At 66.4% G+C, this 18,924-nt stretch carries 17 protein-coding genes; 7 read left to right on the plus strand and 10 right to left on the minus strand.

Annotation, left to right across the window (positions count from 1 at the left end):
* Entirely contained in the window at nucleotides 1-375 is a 375-nt protein-coding gene (locus CHB88_RS06955; RefSeq protein WP_089398594.1) for a COG4315 family predicted lipoprotein, read from the minus strand.
* Between the two features lie 305 nt (nucleotides 376-680).
* The gene (locus tag CHB88_RS25100) at nucleotides 681-992 is read right to left on the minus strand and encodes a hypothetical protein (RefSeq protein WP_176442355.1); all 312 of its coding nucleotides are present in this window, start codon (nucleotides 990-992) and stop codon (nucleotides 681-683) included.
* Between the two features lie 159 nt (nucleotides 993-1,151).
* Here CHB88_RS25100 and CHB88_RS06965 point away from each other — a divergent pair, with 159 nt between their 5' ends.
* Complete coding sequence (locus CHB88_RS06965; protein WP_245844798.1) at nucleotides 1,152-2,489, plus strand: c-type cytochrome; 1,338 nt, start codon at nucleotides 1,152-1,154, stop codon at nucleotides 2,487-2,489.
* 22 nt (nucleotides 2,490-2,511) lie between these two features.
* Here the strand turns inward: CHB88_RS06965 and CHB88_RS06970 are convergent, their stop codons facing one another.
* Complete coding sequence (locus tag CHB88_RS06970; protein ID WP_143131156.1) at nucleotides 2,512-3,126, minus strand: hypothetical protein; 615 nt, start codon at nucleotides 3,124-3,126, stop codon at nucleotides 2,512-2,514.
* A 97-nt stretch (nucleotides 3,127-3,223) separates the two neighbouring features.
* Nucleotides 3,224-4,402, minus strand: coding sequence for an acyl-CoA dehydrogenase family protein (locus CHB88_RS06975; RefSeq protein WP_089398842.1), 1,179 nt, complete (start codon nucleotides 4,400-4,402; stop codon nucleotides 3,224-3,226).
* A 134-nt stretch (nucleotides 4,403-4,536) separates the two neighbouring features.
* On the opposite strand from CHB88_RS06975, the gene CHB88_RS06980 reads away from it, so the two are divergent.
* Nucleotides 4,537-5,427, plus strand: a complete 891-nt coding sequence (locus CHB88_RS06980; protein WP_089398597.1) for a LysR family transcriptional regulator — start codon at nucleotides 4,537-4,539, stop codon at nucleotides 5,425-5,427.
* 117 nt (nucleotides 5,428-5,544) lie between these two features.
* Here CHB88_RS06980 and CHB88_RS06985 read toward each other — a convergent pair whose 3' ends face one another.
* Nucleotides 5,545-6,522, minus strand: coding sequence for a Bug family tripartite tricarboxylate transporter substrate binding protein (locus CHB88_RS06985; protein ID WP_176442356.1), 978 nt, complete (start codon nucleotides 6,520-6,522; stop codon nucleotides 5,545-5,547).
* A 205-nt stretch (nucleotides 6,523-6,727) separates the two neighbouring features.
* Here CHB88_RS06985 and CHB88_RS06990 point away from each other — a divergent pair, with 205 nt between their 5' ends.
* Nucleotides 6,728-8,299: an acyl-CoA synthetase gene (locus tag CHB88_RS06990; RefSeq protein ID WP_089398599.1), complete on the plus strand. Its 1,572-nt coding sequence runs from the start codon at nucleotides 6,728-6,730 to the stop codon at nucleotides 8,297-8,299.
* 94 nt (nucleotides 8,300-8,393) lie between these two features.
* Complete coding sequence (locus CHB88_RS06995; RefSeq protein ID WP_089398600.1) at nucleotides 8,394-9,290, plus strand: alpha/beta fold hydrolase; 897 nt, start codon at nucleotides 8,394-8,396, stop codon at nucleotides 9,288-9,290.
* A gap of 95 nt (nucleotides 9,291-9,385) precedes the next feature.
* On the opposite strand, the gene CHB88_RS07000 is transcribed toward CHB88_RS06995, so the two are convergent.
* Nucleotides 9,386-11,011, minus strand: a complete 1,626-nt coding sequence (locus tag CHB88_RS07000; RefSeq protein WP_089398601.1) for a methyl-accepting chemotaxis protein — start codon at nucleotides 11,009-11,011, stop codon at nucleotides 9,386-9,388.
* 308 nt (nucleotides 11,012-11,319) lie between these two features.
* Between CHB88_RS07000 and CHB88_RS07005 the strand changes: the two genes are divergently transcribed.
* Entirely contained in the window at nucleotides 11,320-12,645 is a 1,326-nt protein-coding gene (locus CHB88_RS07005; protein ID WP_089398602.1) for an MFS family transporter, read from the plus strand.
* Between the two features lie 25 nt (nucleotides 12,646-12,670).
* Here CHB88_RS07005 and CHB88_RS07010 read toward each other — a convergent pair whose 3' ends face one another.
* Nucleotides 12,671-13,486: a cysteine hydrolase family protein gene (locus tag CHB88_RS07010; RefSeq protein WP_089398603.1), complete on the minus strand. Its 816-nt coding sequence runs from the start codon at nucleotides 13,484-13,486 to the stop codon at nucleotides 12,671-12,673.
* 194 nt (nucleotides 13,487-13,680) lie between these two features.
* Here CHB88_RS07010 and CHB88_RS07015 point away from each other — a divergent pair, with 194 nt between their 5' ends.
* On the plus strand, nucleotides 13,681-14,925 hold the full coding sequence (locus CHB88_RS07015; protein WP_089398843.1) for a benzoate/H(+) symporter BenE family transporter: 1,245 nt from the start codon (nucleotides 13,681-13,683) through the stop codon (nucleotides 14,923-14,925).
* Between the two features lie 198 nt (nucleotides 14,926-15,123).
* Here the strand turns inward: CHB88_RS07015 and CHB88_RS07020 are convergent, their stop codons facing one another.
* A complete protein-coding gene (locus CHB88_RS07020; protein ID WP_089398604.1) occupies nucleotides 15,124-16,197 on the minus strand; it encodes a maleylacetate reductase in 1,074 nt (357 codons plus the stop codon).
* The gene (locus CHB88_RS07025) at nucleotides 16,194-17,072 is read right to left on the minus strand and encodes an intradiol ring-cleavage dioxygenase (RefSeq protein ID WP_089398605.1); all 879 of its coding nucleotides are present in this window, start codon (nucleotides 17,070-17,072) and stop codon (nucleotides 16,194-16,196) included. The genes CHB88_RS07020 and CHB88_RS07025 overlap by 4 nt, the downstream gene beginning before the upstream one ends.
* A gap of 176 nt (nucleotides 17,073-17,248) precedes the next feature.
* Here CHB88_RS07025 and CHB88_RS07030 point away from each other — a divergent pair, with 176 nt between their 5' ends.
* Nucleotides 17,249-17,506 carry a helix-turn-helix domain-containing protein gene (locus CHB88_RS07030; RefSeq protein WP_089398606.1) on the plus strand — a complete coding sequence of 86 codons (258 nt, stop codon included), beginning with the start codon at nucleotides 17,249-17,251 and terminating at the stop codon, nucleotides 17,504-17,506.
* Here CHB88_RS07030 and CHB88_RS07035 read toward each other — a convergent pair.
* On the minus strand, nucleotides 17,503-18,849 hold the full coding sequence (locus CHB88_RS07035; protein WP_089398607.1) for an OmpP1/FadL family transporter: 1,347 nt from the start codon (nucleotides 18,847-18,849) through the stop codon (nucleotides 17,503-17,505). The two genes, CHB88_RS07030 and CHB88_RS07035, sit on opposite strands and share 4 nt — an antisense overlap.
* Nucleotides 18,850-18,924 lie beyond the last annotated feature (75 nt).

An 18,924-nucleotide genomic window follows, 5' to 3' on the forward strand; every position in this document is an offset into this window, starting at 1 on the left:
TCAAGGCTTGGCGCTCTTCCATACCCCGTTGACGCCCTCCCCGGTCTTGTCGCCGGCCTTCTGGTCCTTGGCCCAGTAGTACAAAGGCTTGCCCTTGTAAGCCCATTGCTTCGAGCCGTCGTCGCGAGTGATGACGCTGTAGTCGCCGTCCGGCGCGGCGGCGCCATCCGCGGCAAGGGGCGGCCAGTTGGCGGCGCACGGACCGTTGCAGGCGCTCTTGCCGCTGCCGGCGGCGTCCTTGTCGAAGGTATAGAGCGTCATGCCGTTCGTGCCGGTCAAGGTTCCATCGCTGGTCTTGACCGGCGCGCCTGCGGCCCGGGCCGAACCGGCAAGCGCGATGAGCACGAGTGCGGCAATCAGTTTGGCGGCATTCATCTTGGCTCCTCCATCAGGGTTGCATGCTGTAGCGGGTATACGGATGGCCGCCCCGGTTTATTCCTGCTTCCGGCGACTCGGCTTGACCATCTTGACGCTGCGACCATGATGTTGCCAGCCGGATTCCTTTCCGCGCCATCTTCCCACGGCATGTCGATGGTAGATGTTCTGCGCGCCCGCGCCTTGATCTGGCAGACTGAACTCGCCATGCCGGGCTTGAACCCCTGCAATACCTCCCGGCTGCAGGTCCCCTCGACAAAAAAAAGCAGGTCTGAAGTGCTCGAGCTGTGCTTCCCCACCTATGGTCACATGGAAAACATGGCCAACGCCGTCGCCAAAGGTGCGCGCTCCACCGGCGCGATGATAGATGTGGAGCGGTGACGGAAACGGCGCCGCAGGAAGCCGCCAGGAACGCCCATTTCAAGCCCGACCGTCAGGCATGGATCGTTCATGGTTTGACCTGCCAACGATGCCGCCATCATCATCGCCGGCGGCAAGGGACAGCGCCAGCCATCCGCCACCGAACTCGTCGGCGCGCGCCACCAGGACAAGCTCATTGCCGCATGCCCGCATTGCTCGATGCGGTTCCCGCTCTCCTCCTCGACTTCGCTGAACACCGCCCGCGCATGCGTTGAAACGGCGCGGCATTCAGCGTCATCTAATGGTGCAGGAGAAGGCAAGGACGAAAGCATTCCCCGGTTCTGCCGCCTTCCTGCATGGCGCCGGCATCCATGGCGCCATGCCTTTCATGCGATCCTTGACAGGAGGGGTGAGCCATGAAGATACACAGCGCCTTGCGGAAGCGCCGCGGCACGCCATGCCGCACGGATTCCATGCGGCCGCGATTTCGGCCCGGCCTCGCAAGGCATGCCGCCAGGCTTTGCTGCATTGCCGGCACCGCCTGGCTCGCCGGCTGCGGCAGCGGCGGGGACGATGCAACGCCGACTGGCCAGACCGGCACGACGGCCGCCACGCCTCAGCCGACCGCCGCGGCCCAGAATGCCGCCCTCATCGCCGCCGGGAAGGAGATCTTCCGCTTCGATACCTTCGGCGATGAAACCTTCTGGAGCGATACCCTGCGCATGCACGAGGTGATCCCCGCCGCCGTCGATCCGGCCACCGCGCTTTCGGTGGGCCTGAAGGTGGATGCGGATGCGCTGCCGGCGGCGGTGGTCGACGGCATCAGGAACGGCAGCGTCGGCCTCAAGCGTCCCGACACCACCGTCACCCTGCTCAAGCTGAATGCGGTGGTGGGATTGCGCGGCAAAGTCGAAACCATCAATGGCAAGGACACGCTTACCCGGGTGGGCGTGACCTGCGCGCTGTGCCACTCCACGGTGGACAATTCCTTCGCGCCGGGCATCGGCAAGCGGCTCGACGGCTGGGCCAACCGCGACCTCAACCCAGGCGCCATCATCGCGCTCTCGCCGGCGCTGAGCGTCACGATGAAAGCGGTCTACAACTCCTGGGGCAAGGGAAAATACGATCCACGCTTCAACCTGGACGGCAAGAACGGCCCGCAGGTGATCCCGCCCGCTTACGGGCTGGCCAACGTCCACCGCATCACGTCGACCGGAGACGGCGAGGAGGTCGCCTATTGGAACCGGTACGTCGCCGTCACCCAGATGGGCGGGCACGGCAGCTTCGTCGAGCCGCGCACCGGCGTCAGCGTTACCAACGGCAGCGACGATCTGGTGTCGCTCAAGCTGCCGGCGCTGCAGGCTTACCAGCTCAGCCTGGCCTCGCCTGCGCCGCCGCCGGGAAGCTTCGACCCCTCGGCGGCGGAGCGCGGCAAGCTGATATTCAACGGCGCCGGACGCTGCGTGACCTGCCACAGCGGCCCGGATTTCACCGATGCGAATCTGCGCCTGCATCCGCCCTCGGAAGTGGTGAGCGAACCGGAGCCGAACGGCGCGCCGAGCTATGCGTCGCGCAGCGCGACCAGGCAGTACCGGACCGCGCCGCTGCGCGGCTTATGGCAGCATCCGCCCTACTTCCATAACGGCACGGCGCCGACCCTGGAAGCGGTGGCGGAGACCTACAACAGCCGGCAGGAGCTGGGATTGACGCCGCAGGAAATCGCCGACCTCGCGCAATACCTGAAGTCGCTGTGAACGAGAGGGCGCACCGCCCGGATCACATCGGCGGCTTGACGCCGTCCTTTTCCATCACCACGCGGCTGGCGGTGAGCTTGCCGGTCGCATCCTTCAGCGCCGAGATGAAGACCGTCAAGCCGGGCGCAGCGTCCTTGCCGGTGGCCGGCAGGAAGGTGACGACGGGAACATGCTCCGGCACGCGGATGGTCTGCTGCTTGCCGTGGTAGGCGACGTCGATGCTGCGGGCGGCGGTGGAAGAGACCGCCGCGGTGACGGTCGCATTGGTCATGCTGCTGTTGGGAAGCAGGTCCCAGTCGCGGTGTCCCTCGCCTGTTCCCCTCGCGGCTTCGGGAAAGACCAGCACCTCGATTGCCTCGATGCCGCCGCCGGCAAGCGGACGGCCTGCCACGCCCACATAGCTGTTGGGCTTGATGTCGGCAAACTGCAGCCCCTTGATGCTGGCATAGCCGGTCTTCTCGTTCGTCGCCAGCTTCACCGTTTCGTTCTCGCGGGAGCGCACCGTCAGCATGCCCTCCTCCACTTTCTCGATGATGCCGCGCACGCGCACCGGGGTACCCGGGTTTTCCTGCGCCATCGCAGGGAACGACAACATCCATAGGGCCGAACAGGCGGCGAGTGCCAGGCGACGATTCATGTTTTTTGTCTCCGTGTCATGGGGGATGGGCACGCACCCCGACCGGAGTGCGCTCGGCCGACCATAGCATAAATTGCTTTCGGGCAGCGGAGGCACGTCATGCCGCGGAGGGAACGGCGCGCAGAATCTCCTTGGCGATGGTGTTGCGCTGGATTTCGCTGGTGCCGGTGACGATGCGGTAGAGGCGCAGCCGGCGGAAGGCGAACTCGACCGGATGGTTCTTGGTGACGCCGACATTGCCGTGTATCTGCATCGCCTTGTCGGCAATCTCGAAGCAGCGCTCGGAGACGAAGAGCTTGCACATCGAGGCTTCCTTGCGCACGTCGTGGCCGGCATCGGCGCGCGCGGCGGCGGCGGCCACCATGCTTTCGCAGGCGAACAAGGCGGTGGCCATGTCGGCCAGCATGTGCTGGATCGCCTGGAAGCGCGCGATCGGGCCGCCGAACTGCTGGCGCGTCTGCGCATACTCGACCGCGCTCTGGTAGGCATGGCGCGCCAGGCCGATCATGGTCGGGCAGTGCAGCAGGCGGTTGACGCTGACGCGGTCCATCGCGATCCTGAAGCCGGCGCCTTCGCGTCCGATCAGGTTCGCCGCCGGCACGCGCACCTCGCGCATGTCGATGTCGGCATCGACGTGCTGGCCGGTCATCGGCAGATAATCGCAGGACAGTGTGACGCCCGGCGCGTCCAGGTCCACCAGGATGGCGGAAATGCCTTCGGCGCCGAGCGCCGGATCGGTCACGCACATGACGATGGCGAAATCCGCGAAGGCGGAGGCGGTGATGTAATGCTTGCGGCCGGTGATGACGTAATGATCGCCGTCGCGCACCGCCCGGGTCTGCATGCTGGCCACGTCCGAGCCGGAACCGGCTTCGGTCATGGCGAAGCAGGCGCCCTTCTCGCCCCGGATGCAGGGCAGGATGTAGTTCTCGACCTGGTAGGGCGTGGCGTACTTCACCAGATTGCCGATGCGCGACGGGCCGCCCCAATCGCCCAGCACATGCGGGAACAGCACCGCGCCGGACGCGGCGACGTCTTCCTTGAGCAGGCACAGCTCGCTCACGCTCAGGTTCTGTCCGCCGAGCTCCTTCGGCAGCTGCAGGCCGTACAGGCCGAGTTCGCGCGAGCGCTGCCAGAGGGAGCGGATCTGCGCCTTCGGCAGCCGGTCCTCATAGCCGATCCGGTGCTCTCTTTCGAAGGGGATGAGCTCCTGGCGCAGGTAATCCTGCAGGCGCTGGCGCAGCGCGTCGAATTCGGGGCGGACGGTAGGGTTCATGGCAGGGCTCGCTTCGCTGGGTTCATCGGCAGGGACGCCATGCGTGATGGCGGCCATTGATGACACCATGTTGACATCGTCGGAGAGCGGATGCGATTATCGAAGCCACCTTTCCAATAACGCTCCGGAATCAGATGCGACTCGAAGACCTGGATTATTTCCTGGCGGTGGCGGCCAGCGGCCATGTGGGTCGCGCCTCGGAAACCGTCGGCGCGACCCAGCCGGCGCTGACCAAGGGCATCCAGCGCCTGGAACGGGAACTGCAGATCCAGCTGTTCGAGCGCACCGCCAAGGGCATGACCCTGACCGTCCCGGGGCAAGCCTTCTACGAACGCCTGCGGGCCGCCCGCCTCGGCATCGATGAAGCGGTGAAGGAAGCCAATGACCTGCATCTCGGCAAGGTTGGGCTCATCCGCGCCGGCATTTCCCCCAACTACGCCGAGGGCCTGTTCGGCGATGCCTGCGCCAGCCTGCTGCGGCAGCGCCCGGCGGCGCGCATCCAGGTCACGGTGGGCCTCAACGACAAGCTGTTCGCTGCGCTGCGCCAGGGCGACCTCGACTTCTGCCTGAGCGCCCTGCCGCGCGGCGAACAGAACGAGTTCGACCAGCGGCCGCTGTTCAACGACCATCTGCATGTGGTGGCGCGGGAAGATCATCCGCTATTCCGGGCGCATGGATTGCGCTTCGACGGCCTGGGACGGGAATCGTGGATTTTGCCGGGGCCGCAGGTCATGGCGCGCCGCGCGGTCGAAGCCAGCTTCGCCGAGCGCGGCCTGCCGCCGCCGAACGTGGTGATCGAATCCAACTCCTCGATCGCCTCGCTCATGAATGTGGTGAAGAACACCAACCTGCTCGGCATCACCGGCGAAATGACGCTGAAGCAGGCCTTCGGCGCTGGCTTGAGGATGCTGGAGCTGGAAGGCGCGATGTGGCCGCGCACCGTCGGCATCATTACGCGCCGCAATGCCTACCTGTCGCCGCTGACGAAGCGGTTCATCGAACTGCTGGAGACGGCGGCGAAGTAAAGCAAGCTTTTTCCCGCATGGGCTGCAGCCGGCATGCGCCGGTGTCGCTTGACGCGAGCCCGCAAGCGGGCGGCAGGCGAACCTGCCGATGCCGCGCCGGCCTCACGCCGCCCCTTCTCACTCTGCCGTGATCTTGTTTTCCTTCACCACTTTCAGGAAAGCCTGGCTCTCGGCCTGCAGCATCGTTCCCATCTGCTCGGGCGAACTCGGCTCGATGCGGAAGGCCATCGCCTCCAGCTTGGCGCGCGAGGCCGCGTCGTTGAAGAAGGCCTGAACCACGCCGTTCCAGCGCTTCACCACCTCCGGCGGCAGCTTCTTCGGTCCGGCCAGCGCCATCCAGCTGCCGGTGTCGAGCGCCGGATAGCCCAGCTCCGCCAGGGAAGGCACATCCGGCAGGGCCGGCGATCGCGTCTTGCTCGTCACCGCCAGCGGCCGCATCCGCCCGGCCTTGATGAATTCCTGCGCGGGCGCGAGGGCGACGATGCCGGCATTGATCTGGCCGGCGGCGAGGTCGGTCAGCATGTTGGCGCCGCCCTTGTAGGGAACATGCATGGCGTTCAAGCCGAACTGGGTCTTGATCATCTCGAAGGTGAGGTGCATGGAGGTGCCGATGCCGGGGCTGCCGTAGCTGATGCCGTTGGGCGCGCGCCTGGCGTAGGCCACCAGCTCGGGGAAGGTCTTGACCGGCAGGCTGGCATTGACCAGCACCACATGCGGCGATACCGTCACCCGCGAGATCGGCGTGAAGTCGCTGACGACGTCGAAGCCCGGCTTGGCATACAGGGCATTGGCCGCCGCATGGTTGCCGCCGAGCGCCAGCAGGGTGTAGCCGTCGGCCGGAGAATTGGCCACGCGCGCCGCGCCGATGTTGCCGCCGCCGCCCGGCACGTTCTCGATGATCACCGGCTGCGCCAGCTCCCTGGCAGCGAACTGGCCGAGCATGCGCGCGGCGATGTCGAACTGGCCGCCTGCCGAGAACGGCACCACGATTCTCACCGGCTTGTCCGGATACTTCTCCGCGCCGTGGGCAAGCGCGGCGGCCCCTGCGATGGCCGCGACGGCAAATCCCCGGCCCAGTGTTTTCAACAGCGTCATGGTGGTCTCCTCGCATTGTATGGGCGTATTGTCGGCGCAGGCGGCCGCCTGCGCCATTCCCGGCGTGTGCCGCTCGATAACGCTGGGTTATCGTCGCCTGCCTTCATGCACCATTCCGCACCGTTATCGATTTCACGGCCGCGCTTATCGGCCGCGCCCGGCCCGGATTCTAAGATGGGCTCACTGATAACGAGGAGGAAACACCATGAATCAAGGCCGCTTCATCACCCGCAATGCCCGCTATTGGCCGGACCGGCCCGCCACCCTGTTCAAGGATCAGGCGATTACCTTCCGCGAACTGGACGAGCGCTCCAGCCGCCTGGCCAATGCGCTACTGGCGCTCGGCGCGCGCAAGGGCGACCGTATCGCCGTGCAATCCTGGAACCGGCCCGAGCTGATCGAACTGGAATGCGCGCTGTACAAGGCCGGCCTGGTGAAGGTGGCCCTCAATGCCCGCCTGTCGCCGGCGGAAGTGCGGGAAACCATTGCCAATGCGGAGCCGGTCATCATGCTGGCGGGCCCGGGCCATGGCGAACCGGTGTCGGCCTTGCGCGCCGACCTGGCGGCCGCCGGCGTCATGCATTTCATCGGCTTCGGCGGCTTCGGCGGCGACTGCGACGGCTTTCTTTCCTACGAAGAACTGCTGCGCCAAGCCCCTCCCGAGAGTCCGGATACCGAGATGCAATCGTCCGACCTCGCCGTGCTGCATTACACCTCCGGTTCCACCGGCAAGCTGAAGGCCGCGATGCAGACCGTCGGCAACCGCATGGCTTCGCTGCGCAAGGTGGTGATGGGACGCCTGCGCGCCGGCCCCGGCGACGTGCTGGCGCTGGCCGGCCCGATCACCCATGCCAGCGGCATGTTCATCCAGCCCTTCCTGTTCCAGGGCGGCACCATCCTCCTGCATGAGCGCTTCGAGCCCGAGGCCTTCCTCGCCTCCATCGAGAAGCACCGGGTCACCGCCTGCTTCCTGGTGCCCACCATGATCAACATGATCGTCGCCCACCCCAAAGCGAAGGCGTACGACCTCGGCTCGCTGAAGCAGGTGACCTACGGCTCGGCGCCGATGTCGCCGGCGCGCATCAAGGAAGCGTGGGAGGTGTTCGGCCCGGTGCTGTCGCAAGGCTACGGCGCCGGGGAAACCACCGGTGGGCTGGTGGCGCTGACCACCGAGGATCATCGCGAGGCGATCGACAGCGGGCGCATCGACATGCTGGCTTCCTGCGGCCGCATCTTCAGCGAATCGGAACTGCGCCTGGTGGACGACGACGGCAAGGAAGTCGCCCAGGGCGAGGTCGGCGAGATCGTCATCCGCGGCCCCGACATCTTCGCCGGCTACTGGCGCGAGCCGGGGCTGACGGCGGCAGCGATCAAGGATGGCTGGCTGCACACCGGCGACCTGGCGAAAATGGATCCGCGCGGCTATATCTACATCGTCGACCGCAAGAAGGACATGGTGATCTCCGGCGGCTTCAACGTGTATCCCACCGAAGTGGAGCAGGCGCTGTACCTGCATCCGGCGGTGTATGAAGTCTGCGTGGTCGGCGTGCCGCATGCCACCTGGGGCGAGGCGATCAAGGCGGTGGTGGTGCTGCGCCCCGGCCATCAGGCGACGGAGTCGGAACTGATCGAGCATTGCCGCGCCTACCTGGCCGACTTCAAAAAGCCGCGCTCGGTCGACTTCGTCGCCGAGTTGCCGAAGAACGGCAACGGCAAGCTCTCGCGCAAGGACGTGAAGGAGCGCTACTGGAGCGGACAGGAGCGGCGGGTGGCCTGAGCGCGCCGGCGCATCTGCGGCGGGGCCGTGAGAAAATGCCGGCGGCATCAGCGGTCTTGCTGCGCCGAACCCTTCATGCATGGATGAGTTACAGATGATTGAGCCGCTTTTTCCGGGATTCCGCACCGTTCGCACCGACGTCGACAAGGACGTGACCATCCACGCCATTCTGGGCGGCGGCGGGCCGCCGCTGCTGCTCTTGCACGGGCACCCGCAAACCCATGCGATCTGGCACAAGGTAGCGCCCGCCCTCAGCGAGCGCTTCACCGTCGTCGCCTGCGACCTTCGCGGCTATGGCGACTCCTCCAAGCCGCAAGGCGCCGGGGATCACGCCAATTACAGCAAGCGGGTGATGGCCGATGACATGCTGGCGGTGATGCGCAAGCTCGGCTTCGACCGCTTCAGCGTGATGGCGCACGACCGCGGCGCCCGGGTCGCGCATCGGCTGGCGGCGGATCATCCGGGTGCCGTCGAGCGCCTGGTGCTGCTCGACATCGCACCCACCCTGGCGATGTACGAGCAGACCGGCGAGGCCTTCGCCCGCGCCTACTGGCACTGGTTCTTCCTGATTCAGCCGGCCCCCTTGCCGGAACGCCTGATCGAAGCCGATGCGGCCGCCTATGTGCGGGACGTGATGGGCCGGCGCAGCGCAGGCCTCGCGCCCTTCGACCCGCGCGCGCTCGCCGAATACACACGCTGCCTCGCCCTGCCGGGCGCGGCGCACGGCATCTGCGAGGATTACCGAGCCTCAGCCTCGATCGACCTCGAGCACGACCGCGCCGACCGCGAATCCGCCCGCCCGCTGGAGATGCCGCTGCTGGCTCTGTGGGGCGAGCAGGGCGTGGTGCACCGCTGCTTCGAACCGCTGAAGGAATGGCGCAAGCTGGCCAGCCGGGTCGAAGGCGAGCCGCTGCCCTGCGGCCACTACATCGCCGAGGAAGCGCCCGAGGCCTTGCTGGCCAGGGCACTGCCTTTCCTCGCCGGCACCTGACGCCGGGAAAGTGAACGCAAGCGGGAATCAGCTGGCAAGACTGAGCGGCTCCCGCGCCAGGCGCGGCGCATCGATAGCGCTGTCGACCGGACCCGTCAAACGCGCGGCGCGTTCGTCGAGCGAAAAACGCCGATCGCCTGGCCGAGGTCATGGGATGTGACGAGCAGGGCGGCGGTCGACGCGCTGGCGTTCTTCATCAGCACCGCGCCTTCACCCGCTTCCTCGTTCAGGAGCGCGACCATGCCTGCAAGCGCATGCAGCTTTTCATTCTGCCGTTCGCTCGAAAGCTTGATGCCGTTCATCAGCCGGGCCACCTGCTGAATATCCTGAATCACGCCGGACATGGCGTCGCCGGCTTGCTGGGCGAGACGGTTGCCGCTTTCCGTGATGTCGGCCGACCGGCTGATGATGTCGTGGATCTCCCTGGCCGCCGTGGCGCTGCGCCGGGCCAGGCTTCTAACCTCGCTCGCCACGACGGCGAATCCCCGCCCGTGTTCTCCTGCCCGGGCCGCTTCCACTGCGGCATTCAAGGCCAGGATATTCGTCTGGAAGGCGATGCCGTCGATGACGTCGGTGATCCTGCCGATCTGCATGGAAGACTGCTTGATCATGGCGATGCGCTCGATCACTTCGGACACCACCTTCCCGCTCCGGATGACCGAATCGGCGGTCGCCCGCGCCAGGCTGTCGGCGCTGCGCGCATCCGCTTCATTGGCGGCAACCGCGCCGCTGACTTCGGCCATGGCTTGCTCGATTTTCCGGAAGGCGGCCATCTGCCCGTCGAAGCGGGCCGACAGCGCCTCGTTATCCCGCATCGTGTTGCGTGAGGCCCGGTCCGATTCGAGAACGCTGTCGCGCACGCTGATCAGCGTGCGGCGCATGCTGGCTTCCATTTCCTGCATTCCCTGAACAAGCTGGCCGATTTCATCGCGCGGCATGGCGGCTGGTTCGCGCGAAGCTTCGCGCAGATTTCCGGCCGCGATCCTCGCCGCAAGGGCTTGCGCCGACCGCAATGGCGGGATGATCGCGCGAACCAGCCGCCATGCCAGCAAGCCGCCCAGCCATACCGCGGCCACGCCCAATGCACCCAGTATCAGGCAGCTTTCCGGGTACGCCGCCCTGGAACGGCTCGCGATCAGGTCGGCCTGCTGCTTCTGGAAGGCGAGCAGCTGCCGTATCTTCGCTTCATGCGCAGCGCTCAAGGGTTCGAGTTGAGCCGGAACCAGTTCCTCGACCTCATTGGTGCGGCCCATGCTTTTCAACGCGAATACCTTGTCTCGCTGCTCGGTAAAGCGAACGCTTGCGGCGCCGGCCTGGGCGACGAGATGCGCCTCCTCCGGCAGCAGCGGCAAGGCATTCAGCTGCCTGCGCATCTCCGCGATCTCGGCGTCGCCCTGGGCCACCTGCCGGCCGTAGAACTCCGCCAGCTCCAGGCTATCGCTCTTTGCCAATGCGATCGCCCGCACCGTGTTCAGCTTCACGGCGGACAGCCAGTCGGCCGTCATCTGCTGCTTCTTCAGCTTGTCGTTGACGAGATGGCCGGCCATGCGGTTCACCTCGCTCAAGCGCCATAAAGCCAGGGCGATGCAGCAGGCAAGCAGTCCGATCAGGATGGCGAAGGCGGTCCACAAACGGGTTTTGATTCGACGTTTCTTCGATAGCACCTGGCGCTCCTCGTTGGCGATGCGCGTCGTCCCGGCTCCTTCTTCGAACGGCTTCATGCCGCATCGAGGTTGCCGGACGCACAAAGCCCGTGATCTTAGGTGATGAATATGTCAACTTCATGACAGCGGCGTGTCCGATGCTGTCCGGCAGGAACGGGCTGCCATTGCCTGTTCGACAGGCGCGGGCCTGCCGCGGAACCAGTCGTCCAATCCATGAGGCTGGCTCGGCCCCAACGCAAAACCGACGGAAGAAGGACCGGGAACAAGCGACTTCCCGTGTTGTCGATTTTAAAAGCATGAAAAAAGCGGCAGGCGTGCCTGCCGTCGACCGTTAAGCAACCCTTTCTCCGCAAAGGCGAAACAGCATGAATCCCCCTACCACCGCACAAGCCGCGGGCGGCGACCTCGGGCACCACGACAGCGCCGATACCCGGCGCCGGGTGATGGCCATCGTCGGCGCCTCGTCGGGCAACCTGGTCGAATGGTTCGACTTCTACGTCTACTCCTTCTGTTCGATCTACTTCGCGTCCGAGTTCTTCCCCAAGGGAAACGCGACCACCCAGTTGCTCAACACCGCCGGCGTGTTCGCCGCCGGCTTCCTGATGCGCCCCATCGGCGGCTGGTTCTTCGGCCGCCTCGCCGACCGGCGCGGCAGGCGCTACGCAATGATGGTGTCGGTGTTCATGATGTGCGGCGGCTCGCTCATGGTGGCTTGCCTGCCGACCTATGCATCCATTGGCGTGGCCGCGCCCGTCCTGCTGCTGGTGGCCAGGCTGCTGCAGGGCCTGTCGGTCGGCGGCGAATACGGCACCAGCGCCACCTACATGAGCGAGGTCAGCCTGCACGGACGGCGCGGCTTCTTCGCCTCCTTCCAGTACGTGACGCTGATCGGCGGACAACTGCTGGCGGTGCTGGTGCTGGTAGTGCTGCAGCAGTTGCTGACCGACGATCAGCTCAAGCAATGGGGCTGGCGCATTCCCTTCGCATTGGGCGCCCTGGCGGCGGTCGTGGCACTGTTCCTGCGCCGCTCGCTCAGCGAGACGTCGAGCGAGGCGACGCGCAGCCGCAAGGAGGCAGGCACGCTGCAGGGACTGCGCCAGCACAAGCGCGCCTTCCTCACGGTGGTCAGCTTCACCGCCGGCGGCTCCCTCATCTTCTATACCTTCACCACCTACATGCAGAAGTACCTGGTGAACACCGCCGGCATGGATGCCAAGACGGCCAGCTTCGTGATGACCTGCGCACTGTTCTTCTACATGGTGCTGCAGCCGGCATTCGGCGCCCTCTCGGACCGCATCGGCCGACGCACCTCCATGCTGTTCTTCGGCGTGCTCGGCACGATCTTCACCGTGCCGCTGCTCAGCGCCCTGAGCCATGTGTCCAGCCCCTATGCCGCCTTCGGACTGGTATTGGCGGCGCTGTGCATCGTCAGCTTCTATACCTCGATCAGCGGCTTGATCAAGGCGGAGATGTTCCCGCCGGAGGTGCGGGCGCTCGGCGTCGGATTTTCCTATGCGATCGGCAATGCGCTGTTCGGCGGCACCGCCGAGTATGTGGCGCTGTGGCTGAAGCAGGCCAACGTGGAAACCTATTTCTACTGGTATGTCACGGCCATGTGCGCGCTGGCGCTGATCGTGTGCTGGCGCATGCCGGACCCGAGCAAGAAAGGCTACCTGGTCAGGGAAAACTGATACACGGCACGCATCCGAGGAGGCGCTAGGAGAGCAGCGCCGCCGCTTCCGCTGCCGTGATGCGCGCCACGCCCTGGACGGCCACGCGATCGAAGAATGCCTTTTCAGCGGCTTCGAAGCCGGCGACCGGGCTCATGCAATCGCCGATGAGCGCGATCTTCGGCAGCTTTCCGGAGAAGGCAGGCGCAAAGCGCAGCAGCTGCTCGACGCTGGCCGCCACGCAGTGGCTCGATGCTTCGCCGGCAACGAGCAGCAGATCGGCGCCCGACAGCAGATCGGTTGCCAGCCTGCGGTTGAATTGGGTGTTCTCCTCGCTATCCACCGGCACTTCGGCCTCGAAGACGCCATAGTGCTCGGAGAGGGTGTATTCGCCCTTGAGGACCTTGCGCACCGGACGCTGATGCGCCAGCTCCCAGGCGGCCAGTTCGGCCGCCACCGATTCATGAATATTGTGGCCCCAGGTGCCGGTCACGCAATGCACCGGCCACACCATCAGGGTGTACTTGCCGCCGGCTTCCAGCTTGTCGAGCATGGCGACGACCTCCGTCCTGAGGCTTTCGTCGCGCGGCAGGAAGGCGCCGGCGCGCACGTCGGCCGCGGTGATCTGGGTGAAGGGTCCGACTTCGCCGCCCGCCGCCGTCTTCCAGAAGGTAGTGCGCTCCACCGCCACCGACGCATGCGAATCGAGCGTGACGGTAATGCTGCTCATTTTGTCGGCATGACTTGCGATGAACCGTGCCAGGCGCTTCATGTCGGCATCCGCCCCGGGAACGGGCAGCGCGGCGCCCGGCAGGTCGCAGAAGTCGTTTTGCGGATCGATGATGAGCAGCTTGGCGGTCATGCGGGGCCTTTCCGATTTTCAAGAGCGGTTCCAATGCCCGCCAGCTGCAGTGTAGAGAGGCGAGCCCCTGCTTGGCAACCCGGCCTCGGTTGAGCCAGGTCGACCGCGCCGGCCGCCGGCCATCCGCATTGGATCTTGATGCCATAATGGCAGGCAACCGCATCCCCGCTTCCGAATCCTTTCCCGGACCGATCATGGCCATTCCCCTCGAACGTCCCGCCACGCAGTCGCCGTTCCTGCGGCAGGTGCTTGCCGACTTCAGCCTGGCCTCCATCGCCAACGGCCTCATCGGCTTCATCTTCGCCGCCACCGGGCCGGTGGCGATCATCCTTTCCGTCGGCACGACCGGCGGCCTGAGCCGGGCGGAGCTCGCCTCCTGGGTGTTCGGCGTGTTCTTCATCAACGGCCTGATCACGCTGGCGATGAGCTGGCGCTACAAGACGCCGCTCGGCTTCGCCTGGACCATTCCCGGCACGGTGCTGGTCGGCCCGGCCTTGCAGCATCTCTCGTTCGCGCAGGTGATCGGCGCGTTCTATGCGACCGGCGCGCTCGTCTTCCTCCTCGGCGCCAGCGGATGGGTGAAGCGCGTCATGGCGTCGCTGCCGATGCCCATCGTCATGGGCATGGTGGCCGGCGTCTTTCTCCGCTTCGGGCTCGACCTGGTGCGCGCGCTGCACGACGACATCGCCATCGCCGGTACGATGGTGCTCGCCTTCCTCGTCCTATCGGCCAAGCCCGGATGGGGAAAGCGCCTGCCTCCGATCATCGGCGCCCTGATCATCGGCGCGCTCGCCATCGCGCTGCTCGGCCGCCTCGACGCCGGCGCGATCGGCAGCTTCGGCTTCGCCATGCCGCTCGTTCAGGCGCCGATGTGGTCGGCCGGCGCGCTGGTCGAACTGGTCATTCCCCTGGCCATCACCGTGCTGGTGGTCCAGAATGGCCAGGGCGTCGCCGTTCTCAGGAATGCAGGCCATGAGCCGCCGGTGAATGCCATCGCGGTGGCATGCGGGCTCGGCTCCCTGCTGGCTGCCGTGGTCGGCGCGGTCAGCACCTGCCTGACGGGCCCCACCAACGCGCTGATGACGTCGTCCGGCGAACGAAGCCGTCAGTACACCGCGGCATTCACCTACGGCACGCTGGCCCTGCTGTTCGGCCTGATGGCGCCGACCTTCACCGGCCTGATGCTCGCCGCGCCCAAGGCCTACATCATGGTGCTCGGCGGACTCGCCATGCTGCGTGTTCTCCAGGGCGCCTTCGTGGCGTCGTTCGGCGGCGGCAGATTCACGCTGGGTGCGCTGGTCAGCCTGCTGGTGACGGTGGCCGACCTCGGCCTCCTCAATATTGGCGCCGCCTTCTGGGGACTGGTCGCCGGGTTCGCGGTCTCGTGGCTGATGGAAAGGCAGGACTTCATCGCCCTGGAGCACGCCGGCGGCAAGTAAGGCGCGGCCGGGGAGGCGCGGCCAGGCTTCCGGCATCGATCGGGAAGCGCCGATGCGCTGGCCTCCGCTGAGCCGGCCAGCGCTCGCCGGCATCGGTGAAAGACGCCGACGAGACCATTTTCGATGCCAGCAGGTTCGCCGGGCGCCCGGCGCTGCCGCGTTCACCGCGCACGTTTCACATCACGATGTACCGCACCGTCAACGCGCCTGGCCCGAGGCCGGGCGGCGGCCATGATAGGCGTCGTCTAGCAGCGCGCGGATGGCGTCGCGCTGCAGCGGGCGCGGATTCGCATAGGCGTTCTGCAGCGCGATGTCGGCGCAGCGGTCGATCTCGCCTGCCGGCATGCCGATCTCCCGCAGCGACAGCGGCGCGCCGAGCCTGGCGGCGAGGTCGTACATGCCCCCGGCGGCATCGTCGGCGCCCAGCGCCTTGGCGATGCGGCGCATGGCTTCGGGCGCATCCGGCGCGTTGTAGGCCAGCGCATGCGGCAGCACCACCGTATGGGTTTCCGCATGCGGCAGGTTGTAGGTGCCGCCGAGCGTGTGGCACAGCTTGTGGTGCAGCGCCATGCCGACGTTGCCCAGTACCGCGCCGCACAGCCAGGCGCCGTACAGGCATTGGCCGCGGGCATCGATGTCATGCGGATTGGCCAGCACTTTCGGCAATCCTTGCGCCAGCGCGCGGATGCCTTCCTCCGCGAACAGGCTCATGATCGGATTGGCATCCTGCGCATACAAGCCTTCGGCCGCGTGGGCCATGGCATTGATGCCGCTGGTGACCGACAGCTGCGCCGGCAGTCCGACGGTCAGCTCGGGATCGTAGATGACGGTCCGCGGCAGCACGCGCGGGTCGCGCCCGGTCTTCTTCAGGCCGGCTTCGGTAATCCCGTAGATGGGCGTCATCTCGCTGCCGGCGTAGGTGGTGGGAATGGCGACGATGGGCAGCGACGATTCGAGCGCGATGGCCTTGCCCAGTCCGGTCGTGGAGCCGCCGCCGATGGCGATCGCACAGTCAGCCTGCGCCTGGCGGGCCGCCTCGCGGGCCTCGCGGGCGGTTTCGATCGGCACGTGCATCACCGCGCGGTCGAAGATGCCGGCGCAGCGGTCGCCGATCATCGCGGCGACCTGCTCCGCGCTCGCGCGCTGCTCCGGCGTCGACAGCACCAGGGCCCGGCGCGCGCCGATGAGGTCGATCTCCCGCTCCAGGTGGCGCAGGCTGCCGGCGCCGAAGACCACACGCGAGGCCGGACTGGTGTAAATGAACTCATTCATGCGGCTGCCCTCCCTTCGATCGGGTTCAGGACGAAGTCGTAATCCAGTGTGTAAAAAGGCGTGTCCACGCGGCTGCCGTCGGGAGCGATACCGGCGTCATGGCGCACCCAGTCGGCGATCAGCGTCGACCGCACGCCGAACACCGCATCCGAATCGAGGTACCGGTCGCCATTGCGAAAGACGTGGGTGATCAGCCGCTCGTATCCCTCGGCCTGGATCATGAAGTGCAGGTGGGCCGGACGCCACGGATGGCGGCCGAGCGCCTCCAGCATGCGGCCGACCGGGCCGTCGTGCGGGATCGGATAGGGATTGGCGACGATGGTGCGGAAATGGTAGCGGCCGTCGGCATCGCTGTGGAGGGTCGCCCGGGCGCGGTGTTCATCCTGTCCGGCGTACTGCACATCGTAGAAGCCGTCTTCGTCCGCTTGCCACACTTCCATGCGGGCATGCGGCACCGGCTTGCCATCGATGCCGCGCACCCTGCCGCTCACGAAACAGGGCTCGCCCTTGGCGCCGTTGGCGATGTCGTCGCCGAGCTGGTGCTCCGGCGAACCTTCGACGTGGAAGGGGCCGAACACCGTGGATTCGGTGCAGCCTTCCGGCTTGCTGTTGTTCTGCGCCGTCACCAGCATGGATAGTCCGAGCGTGTCCGACAGCAGGATGAACTCCTGCCGCTTGTCGCTGCACATGTGGCCGGTTTCCGTCAGAAACTGTATGCCCGCCGCCCACTCCGCCTCGGTCAGCTTCACTTCGCGCGCGAATGCGTGCAGGTGCTGGACCAGTCTGGTCATGACCTCGCGCAGGCGTTCGTTGGACATGCCCGCATGGCGCGCGAGCACGGCTTGGGTGATGGTGTCTTCGTTAAGGTTGCGCATATCGCCTTCGTCCGTTCATGATTTTGCTGAAAGCCCGCCTTCGGATTTCCTTCGGCAGACAGCCGGTTCCTGCTGCACGTCTTCCCCCGGGAGTACTATAAGTGAATAGATCTGGTCAGGGAACCTTACTAATGTAAAAGACTTTTCCGCGCGACGTGAAAGCGGGGTGCCGGAAATTGAACCGCTGGGAACAACTTGGACTGCTGGCGCTGATTGCCGAACAGGTTAGCCTTTCCAAGGCCGCCGAGGCGCTGGGCGTTTCCACCGCAGAGGCGAGCCGGGGGCTGAACGCGCTGGAAGAGCGGCTGCACGCCAGCTTGGTGGAACGCAATGCCAGGCGCCTGGCATTGACGGAATCCAGCATTTCAAGCAGAGGGACTTCGAGCGCAAATGGACGAGGCAGCTCGGGTCCTGAACGCTGCCCGATTCCCTAAAACGCATGGTTGTACTGCACGCTCAGGATGTTCACCGAACTGCTGTACTCGCCGGTCAGGCGCCCGCCGAGCGGCGGTTCCCGCTTGTCGATGGCGGCATCCTTGACGAACAGGTGCGCGTAGCCGACATCCCAGCTGGCGTTGGGCGACAGCCGGTACTGCACGCCGAAGGCCAGCCAGGTGCGGTCGTTGTCCGGAATGCGCGGCGTCCGGAATTCGGTGCGGACCGGCGACGGGTCCCAGGCCACGCCGCCGCGCAGTTTCCAGCGCTCGTTCAGCCGGTAATTCGCTGCCAGGCTGAGCCGCACGGTATTGCGCCATTCCTCGGCGGTCACGTTGTCCGGCGCGCCATTGTCGAAGCGGACGCGCAGCTCATTGAAGCGGCTCCAGTGGGTCCAGGTGGCGTCGGCCAGCAGCGTCCAGCGCGCATCAAGCTCGACCTGCCCGCTGACGCTGACCGATTCCGGCAGATCGATGCCGGCGCGGGCGCCGGTATTGGTGAACGAGGGCGATGCGGCGAGCGGCCCCGGCAATCCTGCCGGCTTGTCGAAGCGGGCATCGCCCGTCAGCGAATGGCTGATCTTGGAGCGGTAGGCGACGCCGACGCGGCTGCCGGCGGCGGGCGTGAACACGGCGCCCAGGTTGAAGCCGAAAGCCCAGTCCTTGCCCTTGACCGTGGCCAGGCCGTCGCTGGCTTGGGGCCGCAGTCCCGCGCCGGCGCAGGCGGCGGCGCCGGCCGTGGCCGCGCAGGCGGCGCCGAAGTCGATGGCCCGCGTCAGCTCCACATCGACATACTGCGCGCTCACGCCGGCGCCGAGCGCCAGCCGTTCATTCACTTGGTAAGAGACCACCGGGCTGATGTTGACCGTCATGAGGGAAGACTTCAGCGCCTGGTAACGGCCGACCCAGCCGCTCTCGTATTCGGTGGACAGGCCGAACGGCACCTGGAGACCGAGGCCGAGGCGCAGCCCCGGATAGCCGAGGTCCGTCGCGTAGTAAAGCGCGGGCACCGGCGCCCACTTGCCGGCGTCGCCGCCGTTGCCGCCCGTCAGCGGCGTGCCGAGGGCCGACACCGAACCCCGGTTCTCGAACTCGGCCGACGGCCGGATGGCGAAGGCGCTCGCCGTGAAGAGGCGCCCGGACGACAGGCTGAGGCCGGCGGGGTTGAAGAAGATGGTGCTCAGATCGTCCGACGCGGCCATGCCGGCATGCGCATTGCCGAGGCTGGCGGCGCTCATTTCATTCAACTGGAATCCGGCGGCATGGGCGACGGCCGGCACGGCCAGGGCGCAGCACAGTGACAGGATCCCGGCTGCAGAGGTCTGACGCAGTCGGCGGGCCATGCGGTCTCCTTTTCGATGAGAGGGTGGCGGACAGACTCCTCGGGACGGCCGGCATCTCCGCTGGCGCCTCATGGA

This window comes from Noviherbaspirillum humi, assembly GCF_900188095.1.
Classification (GTDB): domain Bacteria; phylum Pseudomonadota; class Gammaproteobacteria; order Burkholderiales; family Burkholderiaceae_D; genus Noviherbaspirillum; species Noviherbaspirillum humi.

Excerpts from the sequence above, each read along its gene's own strand:
- CHB88_RS06955 (WP_089398594.1), bottom strand. The coding sequence starts at position 375 with ATGAATGCCGCCAAACTGATTGCCGCACTCGTGCTCATCGCGCTTGCC.
- CHB88_RS06965 (WP_245844798.1), top strand. The coding sequence starts at position 1,152 with ATGAAGATACACAGCGCCTTGCGGAAGCGCCGCGGCACGCCATGCCGC.
- CHB88_RS06970 (WP_143131156.1), bottom strand. The coding sequence starts at position 3,126 with ATGAATCGTCGCCTGGCACTCGCCGCCTGTTCGGCCCTATGGATGTTG.
- CHB88_RS06975 (WP_089398842.1), bottom strand. The coding sequence starts at position 4,402 with ATGAACCCTACCGTCCGCCCCGAATTCGACGCGCTGCGCCAGCGCCTG.
- CHB88_RS06980 (WP_089398597.1), top strand. The coding sequence starts at position 4,537 with ATGCGACTCGAAGACCTGGATTATTTCCTGGCGGTGGCGGCCAGCGGC.
- CHB88_RS06985 (WP_176442356.1), bottom strand. The coding sequence starts at position 6,522 with ATGACGCTGTTGAAAACACTGGGCCGGGGATTTGCCGTCGCGGCCATC.
- CHB88_RS06990 (WP_089398599.1), top strand. The coding sequence starts at position 6,728 with ATGAATCAAGGCCGCTTCATCACCCGCAATGCCCGCTATTGGCCGGAC.
- CHB88_RS06995 (WP_089398600.1), top strand. The coding sequence starts at position 8,394 with ATGATTGAGCCGCTTTTTCCGGGATTCCGCACCGTTCGCACCGACGTC.
- CHB88_RS07000 (WP_089398601.1), bottom strand. The coding sequence starts at position 11,011 with ATGAAGCCGTTCGAAGAAGGAGCCGGGACGACGCGCATCGCCAACGAG.
- CHB88_RS07005 (WP_089398602.1), top strand. The coding sequence starts at position 11,320 with ATGAATCCCCCTACCACCGCACAAGCCGCGGGCGGCGACCTCGGGCAC.
- CHB88_RS07010 (WP_089398603.1), bottom strand. The coding sequence starts at position 13,486 with ATGACCGCCAAGCTGCTCATCATCGATCCGCAAAACGACTTCTGCGAC.
- CHB88_RS07015 (WP_089398843.1), top strand. The coding sequence starts at position 13,681 with ATGGCCATTCCCCTCGAACGTCCCGCCACGCAGTCGCCGTTCCTGCGG.
- CHB88_RS07020 (WP_089398604.1), bottom strand. The coding sequence starts at position 16,197 with ATGAATGAGTTCATTTACACCAGTCCGGCCTCGCGTGTGGTCTTCGGC.
- CHB88_RS07025 (WP_089398605.1), bottom strand. The coding sequence starts at position 17,072 with ATGCGCAACCTTAACGAAGACACCATCACCCAAGCCGTGCTCGCGCGC.
- CHB88_RS07035 (WP_089398607.1), bottom strand. The coding sequence starts at position 18,849 with ATGGCCCGCCGACTGCGTCAGACCTCTGCAGCCGGGATCCTGTCACTG.